Here is an 18,114-nt window from a genome sequence, read left to right as displayed (position 1 = left end):
CCAGCATGCTGGCGTGCAGCACTACGCGCCGGGTGGGATAAGTCAGCACCGCGTGGAAGTAATCGGTGGTTTGCGCGCCCGGACGCAGTTCAGCCATGTCGACGTTGATCGCCACCGGCGGTCCAAACAGCTGCAACGCCTGGTCCAGCACGTGCGGTCCAAGATCGAACCAAATCCCGCTGCCCGGGCCTTTCATTTCGCGCCAGCGCTGACGCACTTCCGGACGGAAACGGTCAAAGTGCGACTCCAGATAGCGCACCTCGCCCAGCGTGCCGTCGTTCAGCAGCGTTTTCAGCGTCAGGAAATCGCTGTCCCAGCGGCGGTTATGGAACACTGACAACAGCAGCCCTTTGGCTTTGGCCAGCTGGTCGAGCTCGCGCGCCTGTGACAGTGTCACGGTAAACGGTTTGTCGACCACCACATGCTTGCCGGCATTGAGTGCCGCTTTGGCGAGCGGGAAGTGGGTGTCGTTAGGGGTAGGAATTACAATCAGGTGCAGCGTCGGGTCATCCAGAAGCGCCTGGGGATCGGCCACCACCTGCACCGACGGCCAGTCAGCGTGCACTTTACTGGCATCGCTGCTGGAGATCGCCGCCAGCTCAACGTCTGGCGTACCGGCGATCAGCGGCGCATGGAAGGTTTTGCTGGCAAATCCGTAGCCGATCAGGCCGACACGTAGTTTATCGCTCATTCTCATTCCTCTTGTTCGTGACCTGACTGATTTAAGACGAATCAGTCAGTAAGAACAAGGCGGAATCACCTGAAAGCTCAGGAGATCGCACTCCGTGCCGGTTGCCAGCTCTCCTGGGCCACCAGCGCGTCGTGCGCATCCTGACTGCGGCGGCGGAAATCGCTCGGACTGACGCCCACCCGCTTGCGGAACACGCGCGAGAAGTAGAGCTGGTCGTCGTAGCCGACCTCGCGCCCCACCGAGGCGATCGGTTCCTGAGTGGTTTGCAGCAGCAGCTTGGCGCGGATCACCCGCTGATCTTCGCGCCAGCGCAGCAGGTTGATTCCCATCTGCTCGCGGAACAGGTGGGCCAGACGCGACGGCGACAGACAGACGTGGCGCGCCACTTCCTCGATTTTCACCTCGCTGGCCAGATGATTGGTGACGTACTGGCAGGCTTCAATCACGCGTGGGTCGCGAATTTGCTGATGGCTGCGCGGATCCTCTTCCACCGCACGCAGCAGCAGGCGCTCCAGCAGATTCATCGCCAGCTCCTCGGCAAAGCGACGTCCGGAGTTGTGCGTCTGTTCGATGCTGGCAAACAGGCGGTCAAATTCGGCGCGCAGCGCTTCCGGCAACCGCAGCCGGCCAACGCCCTGGTTCTGATCCTGCCACTGCAGCCAGTCGGTCCAGTAGGCGCGTGGACGGAAATAGACCCAGCGATGATGCCAGCACGGACTGTCCGGCGCGCGGCCATAGTAGTGCGGCGTTTTCGGCTGAAACAGCAGCAGGTCGCCTGGCTCGCAGTCAAAAGCTGACTCGCCGTCAAAGACCCGTCCCTGACCTTTGATGGTCAGATTGAGGATGTAACCTTTCATGCCGTGCGGGCGATCGATAAAAAAATCGAGCTGATCGCCGGCGTTGATCGGCGTCAGTCCTGCCACCAGCCAGGCGTTAAACGGATAGCCCGGCAGTAAGGGATTTTGCTGCTCACTCGGCGCTTCGCGGTGGTACATAAGGATCTCCCGGTTCGCGTGATGTCAGGGCGCAGCGTTGCGGCTGCGCCCGCGGGATCAAGCGGTTCTGCTCTTTTGTTTGTAACGGTCAAAAATCACTGCCGCTAACAGTATCAAACCGCGCACCACATACTGTGAGAATGGCGAGATATTCAATAAATTCATCGCATTCTCGACGGTACCCAGAATCAATACCCCGGCGACCACGTAGGAGATCTTGCCAATACCGCCCTTCAGCGACACGCCGCCCAGCACGCAGGCGGAGATAACGATCAGCTCATAACCGAGCGAGGTCATCGGCTGACCGCTGGTCATGCGTGAAGCCAGGATAATGCCGGCCGCCGCTGATACCAGCCCGGAAAGGATAAAGATGATGATGCGCGTGCGCACCACCGGCACCCCGGCCAGCCGCGCCGCTTCCTCGTTGCCACCAATCGCCAGCGTGTTGCGGCCAAAGGTGGTTTTGTTCAGCAGGAAACCGAACACGATCATGGTGGCGATGGTCAGCCAGATCGGTGCCGGCACGCCCAGCCAGTTGGCGTAGCCGAGGGTGAAAAAACGTTCATCCTCAATCCCCACCGCTTTACCGTCGGAGAAGATATAGGCCAGGCCGCGCACAATCTGCATGGTCGCCAGCGTGGTAATCAGCGCGTTAATCTTCAGACGCGCAATCACGAAGCCGTTAACGAAACCGGTGGCCATACCGAGCAGCAGGCCGGCGGCGACGCCGATCCACAGGCTTTCGGTCATGTTAATCACCACGGCGGTGACGACGCCAGCGCAGGCAATCACCGACGCCACCGACAGGTCGAAATCGCCGGAGGCGAGGCAGAACAGCATGCCGCACGCCACCATGCCGGACATCGACATCGCCAGGCCCAGCCCTTTCATGTTGATAAAGGTGCCAAAATTAGGCACGAAGATGGCGCAGACGATAAACAGCAGCGCAAACACCACCAGCATGCCGAAGTTGTCCCAGATGCGCCCGAGCTGCAGGCCACTGCGCTGCACCGGTGGCGTATTGGACGTGGTAGATGAAGCCATTTTTACTCTCCTTTACCTCAGGCCACGGCGGCCGCTTGAGTGGTTTTCGGCATGGCCAGGCTCAGCGTCAGCTGCTCCGTGGCGGCGTCGTGGGGCAGTTCACCGGCAATCTCACCTTCGCGCATTACTACGATGCGGTCGGCCAGTCCCATCACTTCGGGCAGATCGCTGGAGGCAAACAGCACCGCGATCCCTTTGTTCGCCAGCTGATAAATCAGGTTGTAGATTTCATGTTTGGCGCCGACATCAATGCCGCGCGTCGGTTCGTCGAGCAGGATCACGTTCATCTCCTCCGACAGCCAGCGGCCCAGAATCGCCTTCTGCTGGTTGCCACCGGACAGATTCATGATCAGCTGATGCGCGCCCGGCGTTTTGATGTTCAGCGAGCGAATGTGGTGGTCCGCGTTTTTCGCTTCCCAGCCCGGCTTGATCAGACAGCCGGCACTCAGGTTGTGGCGGCGCGCGCTGATATTGATGTTCTCGCGCACCGAGTGCACCGGGATGATGCCTTCGGCTTTGCGATCTTCCGGGCACAGCATGATGCCGGCGCGGATGGCATCAATCGGTTCGCGGATGTTGAGCTGCTTACCGTCCAGCGTGACCGTGCCTGCGCGCAGGCGGGTGGCACCAAACAACCCTTTCATCAGTTCGCTGCGGCCGGCACCGACCAGTCCAAACAGACCGACAATTTCTCCGGCGCGCACCGTCAGCGATATCGGCATCCGCACGCCTTTCGCTTCCACCTTGTCCAGCTGCAGACGCACGGGGCCCAGCTCACGTGGCGCGTAGCCATAGATATCTCCGAGGTTGCGTCCGACCATCGCCTCCACCAGATCGTCATGGTGGGTATTGGCCATGTCCGTAAAAGTGCGCACGTAGCGCCCATCCTTAAACACGGTAATGGCATCGCTCAGCGCGAAAATTTCTTCCATACGATGCGAAACGTACAGCACCACCCGGCCCTGCTCGCGCAACTGGCGAATCACGCGGAACAGATGCTCAATTTCGCGCGCCGACAGCGAACTGGTCGGCTCATCAAAGGCGATGATGCGCGCGTTGCGCGCCAGCGCTTTGGCGATTTCGACCATCTGCCACTGGCCGAGCGACAGGTATTTCAGCGGCATGTCGGGATCGATATCCATGCCAAGATTTTTCAGCTGCAGACCGGCTTCGTAACGCAGCAGCTTGCGATTAACCAGCCCGCGCTTGTGCGGCAGCTGGCCAAGATAGATGTTCTCCGCCACGCTCATTTCCGGTACCAGATGCAGCTCCTGGTAAATGATCGCTACACCGGCATCCAGCGCATCAACGGTATTGCTGAAGCTTTTCGCTGTGCCTTTGATGCGGATTTCGCCGCCGCTGGGCTGATAGCTGCCGCTGAGGATTTTCAGCAGCGTGGATTTGCCCGCGCCGTTTTCTCCCATCAGCGCGTGCACTTCACCGGCGCGGCACTGAAAAGAGATATCCTGCAGCGCTTTCACGCCAGGGAAGGTTTTGCTGATGCCATGAAATGACAGAAATGCTGGATCCGTGTTCATGGGAACTCCTGAGCCTCTATATTTCGCACCGTAGCGGCGTTGACTGCGCACATTTACCCCGGTCACTGACCTCAGTAAGCTCCCGGGGATAAACGTGCCTGCCGCCTTGCTACAGCACGAACTATGCCGGCTGCCTGTTAATTAACATCACATTGAGGACGGCTTAAAACCGACTTACATCAGCCCTTTCTTCGCCAGCTCGGTTTTGAAATTGTCGCGGGTGATCAGCACCACGTCGGTCACTTCGGTGAATTTCGCTGGCTCCTGCCCTTTGGTCACCCAGTTGTAGAGCATTTCGCTGCTCTTATAGCCGTGCACGTCCGGGCTCGGCAGCAGGGAACCGTAGAAGCCGGTTGGCGCGCCTTTCGACAGCTCGCTTACCGCATCCACGCCGTTGATGCCGATGCCGATCACGTCCGGTGCCTTGAAGCCCTGGCCTTCGGTGGCGCGCACGCCGCCCAGCACGGTGTTGTCGTTCATGCCGACAATCAGCCAGTGCTTCACTTCCGGATGCTGCACCAGCAGCGAGTTACCGGCGTCAAACGCGCCCGGGATATCGTTAGATTTGGTCGGCACCTGATAAATCTGCTTCTCCGGGAAGCCGGCGGCTTTTAGCGCGGCCATTGAGCCACCGGTGCGGCGGCGTGCGGTATCCAGTTCGTTAGCAGTAATCGCCATCACGGCGGTTTGCTTCACATCCCAGCCGCGTTTCTGCATCTCTTTGTACAGCTCCTGGCCCTGACGCTCGCCGATTTTGGTCGCCGCCATCATCACCAGCGGTACGGTATCCATCGGCTTGCCTTTGGCGGTGACAAACTGGTCATCCACGGCAATCACTTTCAGGTCATAGCTGCGTGCTTTGGCAACGATGGCCGAGCCCAGCTTGGGATCCGGGGTACAGATGACAAAGCCTTTGGCACCGCTCGCCGCCAGGCTATCGATAGCGTTCAGGGTTTTTTCACCGTCCGGTACGGCAATTTTGATCACTTCAAAGCCAAGATCTTTGCCGGCTTTATCGGCGAATTTCCACTCGGTCTGGAACCAGGGTTCCTCCGGCTGTTTGACGAGAAAACCGAGTTTCATGGTCTCGGCGATAGCGGATTGTGACATAAGCGCGGCGAGGCCTGCGGCCGCCAGTGCTTTAGTGAATTTATGCATGATGCTCTCCGGCACAATGGTGTTTTATCGCTGTTATCAACGAATCGGTGTAAACGCTACCAATCAGATTTCACGTTCGGGTACAGCGCAAAATCAGCGCGTTAGCTCAAAGGTTGTACAAAGGCTGTGCAAACGCTGGGCTAGTTGTAGCGGGAAAAGCGCGGAAAAATGTAGAGCGGTATCACATCCCAAAACGATGACTAAATCCTCCATATATTCAGCAAAATTAACCGGACATTAACTTTTGCTGTCGATCACACAACCCCGCCGATGACAGAAAAGTGCATATTCTCAGCCGTTGATGACTAACCGCCGCCCGCTCCCCATTCCAGGATAGAGCGAGACAACTCACACAGGAGAATCCCGATGAGCGCGGGTGCCATAACAATTGGGCTGGATTTCGGCAGTGACTCGGTACGGGCGCTGGCCGTGGAGTGCCACAGCGGTAAAGAGCTGGAGAAGGCGGTGGTCAACTATCCGCGCTGGGCAAAGGGTGAATTCTGCGACGCACACGCCAACCGCTTTCGTCATCATCCTCAGGATTATATTGATGCGCTGGAGCAGGCCATCGTCAGCGTGGTGCAGGCGTTAAGTCCGGCGCAGCGCGCCGCGGTGGTGGGTATTGGCGTCGATTCTACCGGCTCGACGCCGGCCCCCATCGATCGCGACGGCAACGTCCTCGCGCTGCGTCCGGAATTCGCCAGCAATCCCAACGCCATGTTTGTGCTGTGGAAAGATCACACCGCCATAGAAGAAGCCGAAGAGATCAACCGCCTGTGCCGCAGCGGCCAGTTCACCGACTATACCCGCTACATTGGCGGCGTTTACTCCTCCGAATGGTTCTGGGCCAAAATTTTGCACGTGTCGCGTGCCGATGCCGCGGTGCGAGAGGCGGCGGTGTCGTGGGTAGAGCTGTGCGACTGGGTGCCCGCGCTGCTGAGCGGTACCACCGCACCGGCCGATCTGCGGCGCGGACGCTGCGCCGCCGGGCACAAATCATTGTGGCATCCGGAGTGGCAGGGTTTACCGCCGGCGGCGTTCTTTCGCGCGCTCGATCCCATGCTGGTGGAACAGCTCGATTCGCCGCTGTTCAGCGATACCTTTACCGCCGATGTGCCGGTCGGCACGCTGTCGGGCGAATGGGCGCAGCGCCTCGGTCTGTCAGAACAGGTGGTGCTGTCCGGTGGCGCCTTTGACTGCCACATGGGCGCGGTTGGCGCGGGCGCACAGCCGTACACGCTGGTGAAAGTCATCGGCACTTCGACCTGCGACATCCTGATCGCCGACAGCGAACAGGTGGGCGATCGCGCGATCAAAGGCATCTGCGGTCAGGTCGACGGCAGCGTGATGCCGGGCGCCATCGGCTGCGAGGCCGGACAATCGGCGTTCGGCGACATCTATGCCTGGTTCAGTCGCCTGCTCGGCTGGCCTTTGCAGCAGGCGGCGCAGCGCCATCCTGAATTACAGCCGCAGCTGGCCGCGCTGCAGCAGGATTTGATCCGCCAGCTGACCGACGCCTGGGCGGCAAATCCGCAACTCGATCACCTGCCGGTGGTGCTGGACTGGTTTAACGGTCGCCGCACGCCGGACGCCAACCAGCGCCTGAAAGGCGTGATTGCCGACCTCAACCTCGGCACCGATGCGCCGGCGCTGTTCGGCGGCCTGATTGCCGCCACCGCCTTTGGCGCACGCGCCATCATGGAGTGCTTCGAGCAGCAGCAGATTCCGGTGCAGAACATCCTGACGCTCGGCGGCATTGCGCGCAAATCCCCTGCCATCATGCAGGCCTGCTGCGATGTGATGAACCGGCCGCTGGACATTGTCGCTTCCGATGAGTGCTGTGCGCTGGGCGCGGCGATTTTTGCCGCCGTTGCCGCCGGCGTTTACCCCGATGTGCCGGCGGCGCAGCAGGTGATGGCCAGTCCGATTGCCGTCACCCTGCAGCCGGACAGCCAGCGCGTGGCGACTTATCAGCAGCTTTATCAACGTTATCAACACTGGTGCCAGGCGGCTGAACCGCAGTACGCCGCGCGCGCCGCATCCGCTAAGTAAAGGAGCGATGAATGGAACAGAAAGTCTGGTTTGTGATTGGTACACAGCATCTCTACGGAGCGGAAACCCTGCGCCAGGTTGAGCAGCATGCGCGCCAGGTGATGGACGGCCTGAACCAGGCCGGTACGCTGCCGGTGCCGCTTGAGCTGAAGCCGCTGGTGAAATCACCGGATGAAGCGCTGGCGCTGTGCCGCGAGGCCAATCACGACAGCCAGTGCGTCGGTATCATTACCTGGCTGCACACCTTTTCGCCGGCAAAAATGTGGATTGGCGGACTGAGTATTTTGCATAAGCCGCTGCTGCAGTTTCACACCCAGTTCAATGCGGAAATTCCGTGGGACAGCATGGATATGGACTTTATGAACCTGAACCAGACCGCGCACGGCGGCCGTGAGTTCGGCTTCATTGGCGCGCGCATGGGTCTGCAGCACAGCGTAGTGACCGGTCACTGGCAGGATAAAACCAGCCAGCAGCGTATCGCGCGCTGGATCAATGCCGCCCTGGCGAAGCAGGCCAGCCAGCAGCTGAAAGTGGCGCGCTTCGGTGACAATATGCGCGAAGTGGCGGTCACCGAAGGCGATAAAGTGGCAGCGCAGATTCAGTTTGGCTATGCGGTTAACGGCTGGGGCGTCGGCGATCTGGTTGAGGTGGTGAACAGCGTCAGCGACGGTGATGTCAACGCGCTGGTCGACGAATATGAGAGCCAGTATCTGTTCAGCGCAGCGGCGTCTGTAAACGGCGACAAGCGGCAGAATGTGCTGGATGCCGCACGCATCGAACTGGGCCTGAAACGCTTCCTCGATAGCGAAGGCTGTAAAGCCTTTACCACCAATTTCCAGACGCTGCACGGTATGACCCAGTTGCCCGGTCTGGCGGTTCAGCGCCTGATGGCTCAGGGCTACGGTTTCGCTGGTGAAGGCGACTGGAAAACCGCCGCGCTGCTGCACATCCTGAAAGTACAGGCCGGCACGCGCGCCGGCGGCACCTCGTTTATGGAGGATTACACCTACCACTTCGCGCCGGGCAACGAGCTGGTACTGGGCTCGCACATGCTGGAAGTGTGCCCGTCGATCGCCAAAGAGGAGAAGCCGCTGATTGATGTGCAGTTCCTCGGCATTGGCGGTAAAGCCGATCCGGCGCGTCTGATTTTCTCAACGCCGGCGGGTCGCGCGGTGAACGCCAGCGTGATCGACATGGGCGACCGCTTCCGTCTGCTGGTCAACGTGGTCGATACCATTGAACAGCCGCAGGCGCTGCCGAAGCTGCCGGTGGCACGTGCGCTGTGGCGCGCGCAGCCGTCGCTGGCCACCGCTTCTGAAGCGTGGATCCTGGCGGGCGGCGCACACCATACGGTGTTCAGCCAGGCGCTGGATGTCGAGGACATGTACCTGTACGGTGAACTGCACGGCATTGAAGTGCTGGTGATTGATGACGAGACGCGCCTGCCGGCCTTCAAAGATGCGCTGCGCTGGAACGATGCGTACTACCGCCTGAAACGTTAATAGCCTGAAATGTTGAAGCAAGCCGCGAGGGTATCGCGGCTTTTTTTATGGCGAAACTGCGGTCCAGTCAACAACGGCAGGCGTTACGTAAAGCCAGCGTGAATACCTCCCTGTCGCCCCGGCCGCCTTGATCTCCTTAATGCAGGTTGGTTGCGCTTTTACCGGAGCCGAATTTGCATCAGCCATTAAGCGTCGTACTGACTACAGCAATGACAGTCCCACTTGCCCCATCAAGACCAGCCCGAATAGCAAAGCGTCCGCGCCAGGGATGGCGCGGCCGATCGGCATGGATGCGGGGTTTCTTTGCGATCGGGCTGGCCTTAATGGGGCCGGGCACCCAATTAACAGCAAACCCACCAAACTTTCACGACTCTGAGCGCTAAAACAGCAACCCCACCCAACATCCACGAATCTGTGCATAAAAAAAGGTGCGCCAGTTTGCGCACCTCTTAAAACACACTCATGCGATCACGACTAAGACGTTAAACGCTTAACCGGCGCGTTCTGCTGGCGGTCCCACATCACCGTCAGCAGACGCTGCAGCGCAATAAAGGCAAACAGCAGGATACCGATGGCGATTTTGGTCCACCACGAACTCAGCGTGCCGTCGAAGTTAATCCATGTCTGAATCAACCCCTGAATCAGCACCCCAAACAGCGTGCCCAGCACCGTACCGACGCCCCCCGACAGCAGCGTACCGCCAATCACCACCGAAGCGATGGCATCCAGCTCGACGCCCAGCCCGGCCAGCGCGTAGCCGGCCGAGGTGTAAATGGAAAATACGATGCCTGCCAGCGTCGCCAGCGTGGTCGACAGCATATAAATCTTAATCGTGGTGGCGCGCGTCGACACGCCCATCAGCTGAGCCGACGTCAGATTGCCGCCAATGGCGTAGACCTGATTACCGAAGCGCGTACGGTGCGCCAGCAGAATGCCCCCCGCCACCACCACCAGCATAATCACCGCCAGCAGGCTGAGACGTCCGCCGCCCGGAATTTTCCACGCCAGGCTCGACAACGTGGTATACAGCGGATGATCGATAGGAATCGAGTTCTCCGACACCAGATAGCTGCAGCCGCGCAGGAAAAACATCCCGGCGAGCGTGATGATAAAGGCCGGGATTTTTAATGCATCAATCAGCCAGCCCATCATGGCACCAAACAGTGCGCCTGCCGCCAGAATCAGCGCAAAGGCCAGCAGCGGATCGACATGGTAGTCGCCGATGATGCGCGCCAGGAACACGCCGGTGAAGGCGATCACCGCGCCAACTGACAGATCGATGCCGCCGGACAAAATCACAAACGTCATGCCGACGGCGATGATGCCGAGAAACGCATTATCAGTGAGGATGTTGCAAATCACCCGCGTTGAGGCAAAGCCGGGGAACTGGCTGAGGCAGAACAGGTAGCCTGCGACAAACACCAGCAGGGTAATCATTAACGGTAAATGACGCTTGATCATGGTTTACGTCTCCCCTTCAGCATGGCGATAAAGCGCGGCGACTGCAGCAGCAGTACGCACATCACCACCACCGCTTTCACCACCTGGTTCAGCTCCGGCGGAAAACCTGACAGCAGGATGCCGGTATTCATTGACTGGATTATCAGCGCGCCAACCAGCGACAGCACCAGGTTAAAACGCCCGCCCATCAGCGAGGCGCCACCAATCACCACCGCCAGAATGGCGTCCAGCTCCAGCCACAACCCGGCATTATTGGCATCGGCACCGCGAATATCGGCGGCGACAATCAGCCCGGCTACCGCCGCGCACACGCCGCTGATGGCATAGGTGGACATCACCACCAGCCAGCCGGTCACCCCGGCATTGCGCGCCGCGCGCAGGTTGATGCCTACCGCTTCGATGAACAGGCCAAGCGCGGTTTTGCGCGTCAGCAGCCACACCGCCACGGCCACCAGCAGGGTAATCCACACCGGTACCGGCAGCAGCCACAGCGAACCGCTGCCAAACCACGCGAGGCTGTCACTGTTAAAGGTGACGATCTGTCCCTGGGTGATCAGCTGCGCGATGCCGCGCCCGGCCACCATCAGAATCAGCGTGGCGACAAACGGCTGAATCTTCAGCAGGGCCACCAGCACGCCGTTCCACAGGCCGCACAGCAGCCCGGTGCCGAGCGTGGCCAGAATAATAAAACTCAGGCTGTGCCCCGCCACCGTCAGCGTCGCCGCTGTCGCGCCGGCAATCGCCATTACCGCACCCACCGACAGATCGATCCCGCCGGTGGCGATCACCAGCGTCATACCAATCGCCAGCAGCGCCACCGGTGCGGCGCGGTTGAGAATGTCAATCGGGCTGCCGAACAGCCGCCCGTCCTGAATGTGAATAGCAAAAAAGTTATTCGCCACCAGGCTGTCGATCAGCAGCACCAGAATCAGCGCGACGATCTGCGGCATGCCCGGCGGCAGCTTCGGCTTCCGCCGTTCCGGTTTTTCGTGTGTCATAGGCGATTCAAGCATGTTGTGCTCCTCCGTCCGCGATGGCGTTGACGATCGACGCCACCGACAGCTGCTCCAGCGGAATTTCGGCGACCTGCTTCAGATCGCGCATAATCAGCACGCGATCGGCATAGCCCACCAGCTCTTCCAGTTCAGAGGAGATGACCAGCAGCGCCAGTCCGTCGGCGCACAGGGATTCTATCAGCCGAATGATCTCGGCGTGGGCGCCTACGTCGATACCGCGCGTCGGCTCATCCAGAATCAGAAACTGTGGTTTAGTCACCAGCCAGCGTGACAGCAGCACCTTCTGCTGGTTGCCACCCGACAGCAGCTCCACCGGCTGGTCGGCGTGCGGCGTACGAATACCCAGGCTCTTGATAAAACGCTCGGCTATCGCCTGCTGCTCACGGCGTTTGATCGGCCGCAGCCAGCCACGCTGCGCCTGCAGCGCCAGAATGATATTTTCCCGCACCGAGGCCGCGCCGATGATGCCGTCAGTTTTACGATCTTCCGGGCAGAAGCCCATGCCGAGACGCGAGGCTTTGGCCGGCGTGCGGATGTGCTGCACTTTGCCTTTGATGGTGGCGGTACCGCGATCGGCGCGGCGGATGCCAAACAGCACCTCGGCGGTCTCGGTGCGCCCGGAGCCGAGCAGTCCGGCCAGCCCCACCACTTCGCCCGGCCGTACCTGCAGGCTAAACGGTTCAATGGTGCCTTTCTTGCCGTAATCCTCAAACGACACCACCGGCTGATTGCTGCGTAACGTGCTGCCCTGGCGCTGCAGTGCGGTTTCCAGCAGCTCTCGCCCCAGCATCAGCTTGATCAGCTCAATCTGCGGCAGCGTAGCGGTGTCCCGCGTGGCGATAAACTGGCCGTTGCGCAGTACGGTAATCCGGTCGGTAATGCGGTACACCTGGTCGAGAAAGTGGGTGACGAAAATCAGGCTCATGCCTTTGGCTTTCAGCTGCGCCATCAGGGTAAACAGCATCTCCACTTCGCTGGCATCGAGGCTGGCAGTTGGTTCATCCAGAATCAGCACCTGCGCGGAGAGATCGACCGCGCGGCAAATCGCAATGATCTGCTGCATCGCCACCGAGTAGTGGCCAAGCGGCCGCGTGACATCGAGTGCAAAACCGTAGTTGCGCATCAGCGCATCGGCGTCACGCACCATACGCTTACGATCGATCATGCCGAAGCGGCGCGGCTCGCGGCCAATGTAGAGGTTATCCGCCACCGACATATTCGGCAGCAAATTCACTTCCTGATAAACGGTACCAATGCCCATCTGCTGCGCATCGGCGGTGCTATGCGGCGCAATCACCGCGCCGTTGAGCGTAATGGTGCCGGCATCCCGCGTATAGACGCCGGTCAGCACTTTAATCAGGGTCGATTTCCCCGCGCCGTTCTCACCCAGCAGCGCCATAATTTCGCCCTTGCGGATGCTGAACGACACGTTATCCAGCGCTTTGACGCCGGGAAAGCCTTTGCTGATGCCGTTGAGGCTCAGCAGGGGTGTTTCATCGTAACTGCTCATCCGATTCTGCCTCGCTTACGTCATAAAAACCGCCCCGAAGGGCGGTTGCGGGGATCAGTAACCCATACCTTTTTTCTTATCCAGCTCCGCCTGGGCGTCAGCCGGTAAGAACAGTTTCGATTCGGTTTTGATGATTTTCGGTGGCAGCGTGCCGTCTTTTTTGAATTTCTCCAGCGCGTCAAATGCCGGGCCGGCCATGTCTGGCGTCAGCTCAACGTTGGCATTGGCCTCGCCGGCCAGCATCGCTTTGTAGATATCCGGTACACCATCAATCGAGCCGGTAAGAATATCTTTGCCCGGTTTCAGGCCGGCTTCTTTGATCGCCTGGATGGCACCGATCGCCATGTCGTCGTTATGCGCATACACCATGCAGATGTTTTTGCCGTTGTTCTCGGCTTTGATGAAGCTCTCCATCACCTCTTTACCCTTACTGCGGGTAAAGTCACCGGACTGCGAGCGAATCACTTTGATGTTGTTGTGACCGGCGATAGCTTCGGCAAAGCCTTTCTTACGGTCGATCGCCACGCTGGCACCGACGGTACCCTGCAGTTCCACCACGTTACACTGCTTGTCACCGACGGTTTTCACCAGCCAGTCACCAATCAGTTTGCCTTCCAGCACGTTGTCGGCCGTCACCACCGCCATGTACAGCGATTTATCTTTCACCACGATGGCGCGGTCCAGCAGGAACACCGGGATTTTGGCGTCTTTGGCCTCTTCCAGCACCGGTTCCCAGCCAGTCTGTACCACTGGCGCGATGAAGATGGCGTCAACGCCCTGAGCGATAAACGAGCGCACCGCTTTGATCTGGTTCTCCTGCTTCTGCTGACCATCGGCAATTTTCAGGGTGATACCGCGCTTTTGCGCTTCACTTTTTGCCACGTTGGTTTCGGCCGAACGCCAGCCGGATTCAGAACCGACCTGAGAGAAGCCCACCGTCATGTCGGCAGCCAGAACCGATGTGCTGAGTGCGGCGCTGACCATGGTGGTCAAGAGTAAACGTTTCCACATAATTTTCATTCCTCTGAAGGGAGTGTGCTGTAGGGGTACAAACGCGCTTCAAGCCTGGCGCAATTGCGCTAAAACAAGCGCGACACACCTCACAAAACAGAATGAATTAAAGGGGTTACGCGTATCAGCGTGTCAGACAGCTGACTCAGCTTATGGACAAAACGCCTGAACTTTATGTCAGTGGAGGTTAAATAACTGTAATAAACAGAAGCGGTTATGACCGCAGGCACTGGAAACGATTACAACGGATACGTAAAGAATGGTTATTCATGCAAGCGGCAGGCAATGTTCTGTTTTGTGATAATTCGCACACTTGCAATTTGACGTTTCATCACAGCTGCACCATTCTGCGCAACCCGATGCAGATTAATCGCTTTTCTCAGCCGCTGCGTTTCGAAATAAGCGCAACAAAAGTGCGAAAAATAGCGTCTGGAATACCGCTTAAGGCACCTGTTAAATTTTCTCACCAGCCCCCGGTTAACGGGGCCAAAAACGGGCCTGACGCGCAGAAAAATGCGCGTTAAAAAAGATAAAAGCGTAAAAAAGTCCCTTTTGATGAGCGAATTAGCGCACGTTGTCTGAATTTTGAATTTTTTTAACCGCGGTGTCTGGACTCTGGCCGCGTGCTCCCTATACTTGAGCACTTCCCCGTTCTTTATCTTTTATGGCAATCATGACTGCGCTCGATTACCTGCTGAAATTTCGTAAAGTGAATAATCTTGAGAGTCTGGAAAAACTCTACGATCACCTCAATTATTCGCTCACTGATGATAACGAGATCATCAATATGTACCGCGCCGCCGATCACCGCCGTGCTGAACTCGCCTCAGGTGGCCGTCTGTATGACCTCGGCTGTGTGCCGAAATCCGTCTGGCGCTACGTGGTGTAAAGCGCGCTTATCCCTGTTTCTGCCCCTGGTGCGCTGTCCGAATCGGGCGTGACCCGTTTGGACATGGTACGCTCTGCCTCGTCTTTTTTCTTACATCAGGATGAACAACATGTCCGAATCGGTAAACCCGCCGCGTATTGCCGGCTGGCTGCTGCTGCCGCTGGCCTGGCTGATTATGACGATGCTGACCAGCGCGCTGGTGGTGGCGCTCTATCTGCGGCCGCTGTTTGACACGGAACTGCGCACCACGCTGTTTTCTCACGCCAGTATTTTAATGACGCAGTGGCTGGTGTCTTTACTCACCGCCGCCGCGGTGTGGCTGTACAGCATCTGGGTGTGCTGGATCTTTTGTCAGCGTTCGCGCCGTCTGCCACGTCACTACATTCTCTGGCTGCTGATGACCGTATTGCTGGCGCTGAAAACCTTCGCTTTTACGCCGGTGGCCGATGGGAAAGCGATCCAGACACTGCTGCTGGCCCTGCTCTCGGCGGCAGTCTTTGTGCCCTACTTCAAACGCTCACAGCGGGTAAAACAGACCTTTATTCAGCCCTGATGACGCTCTTTTCGTCAGGAATTTAATTCTGAGTGCTCTCAGCCAGCGCACGAATCGCGCAAAGGTTGAGATGCACCTCTCAATTCCGGATAATAAACGCCTTTCGGCTTCCAGGTTAAAAAATGACCGATTACTTACTGCTCTTTATTGGCACCGTGCTGGTGAACAACTTCGTGTTGGTCAAATTCCTCGGCCTTTGCCCTTTTATGGGCGTGTCAAAAAAACTGGAAACGGCCATTGGCATGGGACTTGCCACCACGTTCGTCATTACGCTGGCGTCGATTTGCGCCTGGCTGGTGAATCACCTAATTCTGCTGCCGCTCGATCTGGTGTACCTGCGTACCATGGCCTATATCCTGGTGATTGCGGTAGTGGTGCAGTTCACCGAAATGGTGGTGCGTAAAACCAGCCCGTCGCTGTATCGCCTGCTCGGTATCTTTTTGCCGCTGATCACCACCAACTGCGCGGTGCTGGGCGTGCCGCTGCTGAGCGTCAACCTCAACCACACGTTCCTGCAGGCGGCGCTGTACGGCTTCAGTGCGTCACTCGGCTTTTCGCTGGTGATGGTGCTGTTCGCTGGCATGCGTGAACGTCTGGTGCTGGCCAACGTGCCGGCACCGTTCAAAGGAAACTCCATCGCCCTGATCACCGCTGGCCTGATGGCGCTGGCGTTCATGGGCTTTACCGGTCTGGTGAAATTCTGATATGACCGCGATTTGGATTGCTATTGCTGTTCTGGCGGCGCTGGCACTGGTGTTTGGTGCCCTGCTGGGCTACGCCTCGCGCCGCTTTGAAGTAGAAGAAGACCCGATTGTTGAGCAGATCGATGCGATTCTGCCGCAGAGCCAGTGCGGCCAGTGTGGCTATCCCGGCTGCCGTCCGTACGCCGATGCGGTGGGCAATAACGGTGAAGCCATTAACAAATGTGCGCCGGGCGGCGAACAGACCATGCTGAAGCTGGCCGAACTGCTCAACGTTGAACCGCAGCCGCTGGACGGCGGCGCGGAAGTGCTGACGCCGGTTCGCACCGTGGCGTGGATTGACGAAGCCAACTGCATCGGCTGCACCAAATGTATTCAGGCCTGCCCGGTTGACGCCATCGTCGGTGCCACGCGCGCCATGCATACCGTGCTGAGCGATGTCTGCACTGGCTGCGACCTGTGCGTCGCGCCCTGTCCCACCGACTGTATTGAGATGCGCCCGGTTGCCACCACCACGGCCAACTGGAAGTGGGATCTTGACACCATACCTGTACGGGTGATCCCGGTAGAACATCATGCTTAATCTGTTATCACTGCTGCGCAAAGAGAAGCTGTGGGATTTCGCAGGCGGCATTCACCCGCCGGAAATGAAAACTCAGTCCAGCGGCACGCCGCTCAGCCAGCTCCCGCTGCCTGAGCAGTTCATCATTCCGTTGAAACAGCATATTGGCCACGAAGGCGAAATCTGTGTCGCGCCGGGCGATAAGGTGCTGCGCGGCCAGCCGCTGACCTTTGGCAGCGGCCGGATGCTACCGGTGCACGCGCCCACTTCCGGCACCATTGAAGCCATCGCGCCACACATGACCGCGCACCCTTCCGGCCTGTCCGAGCTATGCGTTTTCCTGCGCGCCGATGGCGAAGACCGCTGGATGCCGCTCGATCCGCAGCCGGACTATCGCGCGCTGGGTCGGGACGCGGTAGTGAAACGCATCCACGATGCCGGTATTGCGGGCCTCGGCGGCGCAGGCTTCCCGACCGCCACCAAACTGCGCGGCGGACTGCGCGGCGTCAACACGCTGATCATCAACGCCGCCGAGTGCGAACCTTACATCACGGCGGACGACCGCCTGATGCAGGATTGTGCGGCCGAAGTGCTGGAAGGCTGCCGCATCCTCGCCTGGGTGCTGCAGGCGGAGCGCGTGCTGATTGGCATTGAAGACAATAAGCCGGAGGCGATTGCCGCGCTGAAACAGGCGCTGGCCGGTGACCGTGAGCTGCAGCTGCGGGTGATCCCAACCAAGTACCCTTCCGGCGGTGCCAAACAGCTGACCAAAATTCTCACCGGGCGGGAAGTGCCGCACGGCGGACGCTCCACCGACATTGGCGTGCTGATGCAGAACGTCGGCACCGCCTGGGCGGTGAAGCGCGCCATTGTCGATGGCGAACCGATTACGGAACGCGTGGTGACGCTGACTGGCGAGGCCATTGCCCGGCCGCGTAACGTCTGGGGCCGTCTCGGTACCCCGGTAAGCCATCTGCTGCAACAGGTCGGTTTCACGCCAGGCGCACGCCAGATGGTGATCATGGGCGGGCCGCTGATGGGCTTTACCCTGCCGTCCCTCAACGTGCCGGTGGTGAAGATCACCAACTGTATTCTGGCACCGTCGGCCAGCGAGATGGGGCAACCGCAGGAAGAACAGTCCTGCATCCGCTGCAGCGCCTGCGCTGACGCCTGCCCGGCAAAACTGCTGCCGCAGCAGCTGTACTGGTACAGCCAGGGTGGCGATCATGATAAAGCGCGCGCCCATCACATTGATGACTGCATTGAGTGCGGTGCCTGTGCGTATGTCTGTCCCAGCAATATTCCGCTGGTGCAGTATTACCGCCAGGAAAAAGCCGAACTGCGCGCCATCGATCTGGAGGCCAAACGCACCGCCGAAGCCAAAGCACGCTTTGAAGCGCGTCAGGCACGCCTTGAGCGGGAAAAACTGGC

General features: G+C 59.1%; 16 protein-coding genes. 7 read left to right on the top strand and 9 right to left on the bottom strand.

Annotated features, from left to right (window positions below; translation table 11 throughout):
* From ERD80_RS03140 to ERD80_RS03120, 5 genes are all read right to left on the bottom strand, one after another.
* On the bottom strand, window positions 1-691 hold a 691-nt coding region (locus tag ERD80_RS03140; protein ID WP_136545707.1), incomplete at its 3' end, for an oxidoreductase.
* A gap of 77 nt (window positions 692-768) precedes the next feature.
* On the bottom strand, window positions 769-1,686 hold the full coding sequence (araC, locus tag ERD80_RS03135; RefSeq protein ID WP_136545706.1) for an arabinose operon transcriptional regulator AraC: 918 nt from the start codon (window positions 1,684-1,686) through the stop codon (window positions 769-771).
* 57 nt (window positions 1,687-1,743) lie between these two features.
* Window positions 1,744-2,730, bottom strand: coding sequence for an L-arabinose ABC transporter permease AraH (araH, locus tag ERD80_RS03130; protein ID WP_021506177.1), 987 nt, complete (start codon window positions 2,728-2,730; stop codon window positions 1,744-1,746).
* A 17-nt stretch (window positions 2,731-2,747) separates the two neighbouring features.
* Window positions 2,748-4,268, bottom strand: coding sequence for an L-arabinose ABC transporter ATP-binding protein AraG (gene araG, locus ERD80_RS03125; RefSeq protein ID WP_058758463.1), 1,521 nt, complete (start codon window positions 4,266-4,268; stop codon window positions 2,748-2,750).
* 174 nt (window positions 4,269-4,442) lie between these two features.
* On the bottom strand, window positions 4,443-5,426 hold the full coding sequence (locus ERD80_RS03120) for an arabinose ABC transporter substrate-binding protein (RefSeq protein ID WP_021506179.1): 984 nt from the start codon (window positions 5,424-5,426) through the stop codon (window positions 4,443-4,445).
* Between the two features lie 366 nt (window positions 5,427-5,792).
* Between ERD80_RS03120 and ERD80_RS03115 the strand changes: the two genes are divergently transcribed.
* Both ERD80_RS03115 and araA read left to right on the top strand, forming a co-directional pair.
* Window positions 5,793-7,478: a ribulokinase gene (locus ERD80_RS03115; protein ID WP_136545705.1), complete on the top strand. Its 1,686-nt coding sequence runs from the start codon at window positions 5,793-5,795 to the stop codon at window positions 7,476-7,478.
* An 11-nt stretch (window positions 7,479-7,489) separates the two neighbouring features.
* A complete protein-coding gene (gene araA / locus ERD80_RS03110; RefSeq protein WP_021506181.1) occupies window positions 7,490-8,980 on the top strand; it encodes an L-arabinose isomerase in 1,491 nt (496 codons plus the stop codon).
* 474 nt (window positions 8,981-9,454) lie between these two features.
* On the opposite strand, the gene yjfF is transcribed toward araA, so the two are convergent.
* Genes yjfF through ytfQ form a run of 4 tightly spaced genes read right to left on the bottom strand, consistent with a single transcriptional unit; the run spans window position 9,455 to window position 13,978 of the window.
* Window positions 9,455-10,441 (bottom strand): galactofuranose ABC transporter, permease protein YjfF, encoded by a 987-nt coding sequence (gene yjfF, locus ERD80_RS03105; protein ID WP_021506182.1) that lies wholly within the window; start codon window positions 10,439-10,441, stop codon window positions 9,455-9,457.
* Window positions 10,438-11,454, bottom strand: coding sequence for a galactofuranose ABC transporter, ATP-binding protein YtfT (gene ytfT, locus ERD80_RS03100; RefSeq protein WP_058758461.1), 1,017 nt, complete (start codon window positions 11,452-11,454; stop codon window positions 10,438-10,440). The genes yjfF and ytfT overlap by 4 nt, the downstream gene beginning before the upstream one ends.
* Window positions 11,447-12,967, bottom strand: a complete 1,521-nt coding sequence (locus tag ERD80_RS03095; RefSeq protein ID WP_058774750.1) for a sugar ABC transporter ATP-binding protein — start codon at window positions 12,965-12,967, stop codon at window positions 11,447-11,449. Before ERD80_RS03095 ends, ytfT begins: the two co-directional genes overlap by 8 nt.
* A 54-nt stretch (window positions 12,968-13,021) precedes the next feature.
* Window positions 13,022-13,978 (bottom strand): galactofuranose ABC transporter, galactofuranose-binding protein YtfQ, encoded by a 957-nt coding sequence (gene ytfQ, locus ERD80_RS03090; protein WP_021506185.1) that lies wholly within the window; start codon window positions 13,976-13,978, stop codon window positions 13,022-13,024.
* 673 nt (window positions 13,979-14,651) lie between these two features.
* Here ytfQ and ydgT point away from each other — a divergent pair.
* From ydgT to rsxC, 5 genes are all read left to right on the top strand, one after another.
* Complete coding sequence (gene ydgT, locus ERD80_RS03085; RefSeq protein ID WP_010618950.1) at window positions 14,652-14,867, top strand: transcription modulator YdgT; 216 nt, start codon at window positions 14,652-14,654, stop codon at window positions 14,865-14,867.
* 109 nt (window positions 14,868-14,976) lie between these two features.
* Entirely contained in the window at window positions 14,977-15,420 is a 444-nt protein-coding gene (locus ERD80_RS03080) for a DUF2569 domain-containing protein (RefSeq protein WP_058758460.1), read from the top strand.
* A 122-nt stretch (window positions 15,421-15,542) separates the two neighbouring features.
* The gene (rsxA, locus tag ERD80_RS03075) at window positions 15,543-16,124 is read left to right on the top strand and encodes an electron transport complex subunit RsxA (protein WP_010618951.1); all 582 of its coding nucleotides are present in this window, start codon (window positions 15,543-15,545) and stop codon (window positions 16,122-16,124) included.
* Window position 16,125: 1 nt separating this feature from the next.
* Window positions 16,126-16,704 carry an electron transport complex subunit RsxB gene (gene rsxB, locus ERD80_RS03070; protein WP_021506189.1) on the top strand — a complete coding sequence of 193 codons (579 nt, stop codon included), beginning with the start codon at window positions 16,126-16,128 and terminating at the stop codon, window positions 16,702-16,704.
* Window positions 16,697-18,114 (top strand): electron transport complex subunit RsxC (gene rsxC, locus ERD80_RS03065; protein WP_136545704.1); only part of this gene is annotated, 1,418 nt, incomplete at its 3' end. The genes rsxB and rsxC, both read left to right, overlap by 8 nt.

It is taken from the genome of Pantoea sp. R102, assembly GCF_004916815.1.
GTDB lineage: Bacteria > Pseudomonadota > Gammaproteobacteria > Enterobacterales > Enterobacteriaceae > Pantoea > Pantoea dispersa.
The sequence above is the reverse complement of the archived record's forward strand: the minus strand, read 5'-3'. Positions and strand labels throughout refer to the sequence as shown.

Bases quoted from the DNA above. Each gene is read 5' to 3' on its own strand.
- araC (WP_136545706.1), bottom strand. From the start codon at position 1,686: ATGTACCACCGCGAAGCGCCGAGTGAGCAGCAAAATCCCTTACTGCCG.
- araH (WP_021506177.1), bottom strand. From the start codon at position 2,730: ATGGCTTCATCTACCACGTCCAATACGCCACCGGTGCAGCGCAGTGGC.
- araG (WP_058758463.1), bottom strand. From the start codon at position 4,268: ATGAACACGGATCCAGCATTTCTGTCATTTCATGGCATCAGCAAAACC.
- ERD80_RS03120 (WP_021506179.1), bottom strand. From the start codon at position 5,426: ATGCATAAATTCACTAAAGCACTGGCGGCCGCAGGCCTCGCCGCGCTT.
- ERD80_RS03115 (WP_136545705.1), top strand. From the start codon at position 5,793: ATGAGCGCGGGTGCCATAACAATTGGGCTGGATTTCGGCAGTGACTCG.
- araA (WP_021506181.1), top strand. From the start codon at position 7,490: ATGGAACAGAAAGTCTGGTTTGTGATTGGTACACAGCATCTCTACGGA.
- yjfF (WP_021506182.1), bottom strand. From the start codon at position 10,441: ATGATCAAGCGTCATTTACCGTTAATGATTACCCTGCTGGTGTTTGTC.
- ytfT (WP_058758461.1), bottom strand. From the start codon at position 11,454: ATGCTTGAATCGCCTATGACACACGAAAAACCGGAACGGCGGAAGCCG.
- ERD80_RS03095 (WP_058774750.1), bottom strand. From the start codon at position 12,967: ATGAGCAGTTACGATGAAACACCCCTGCTGAGCCTCAACGGCATCAGC.
- ytfQ (WP_021506185.1), bottom strand. From the start codon at position 13,978: ATGTGGAAACGTTTACTCTTGACCACCATGGTCAGCGCCGCACTCAGC.
- ydgT (WP_010618950.1), top strand. From the start codon at position 14,652: ATGACTGCGCTCGATTACCTGCTGAAATTTCGTAAAGTGAATAATCTT.
- ERD80_RS03080 (WP_058758460.1), top strand. From the start codon at position 14,977: ATGTCCGAATCGGTAAACCCGCCGCGTATTGCCGGCTGGCTGCTGCTG.
- rsxA (WP_010618951.1), top strand. From the start codon at position 15,543: ATGACCGATTACTTACTGCTCTTTATTGGCACCGTGCTGGTGAACAAC.
- rsxB (WP_021506189.1), top strand. From the start codon at position 16,126: ATGACCGCGATTTGGATTGCTATTGCTGTTCTGGCGGCGCTGGCACTG.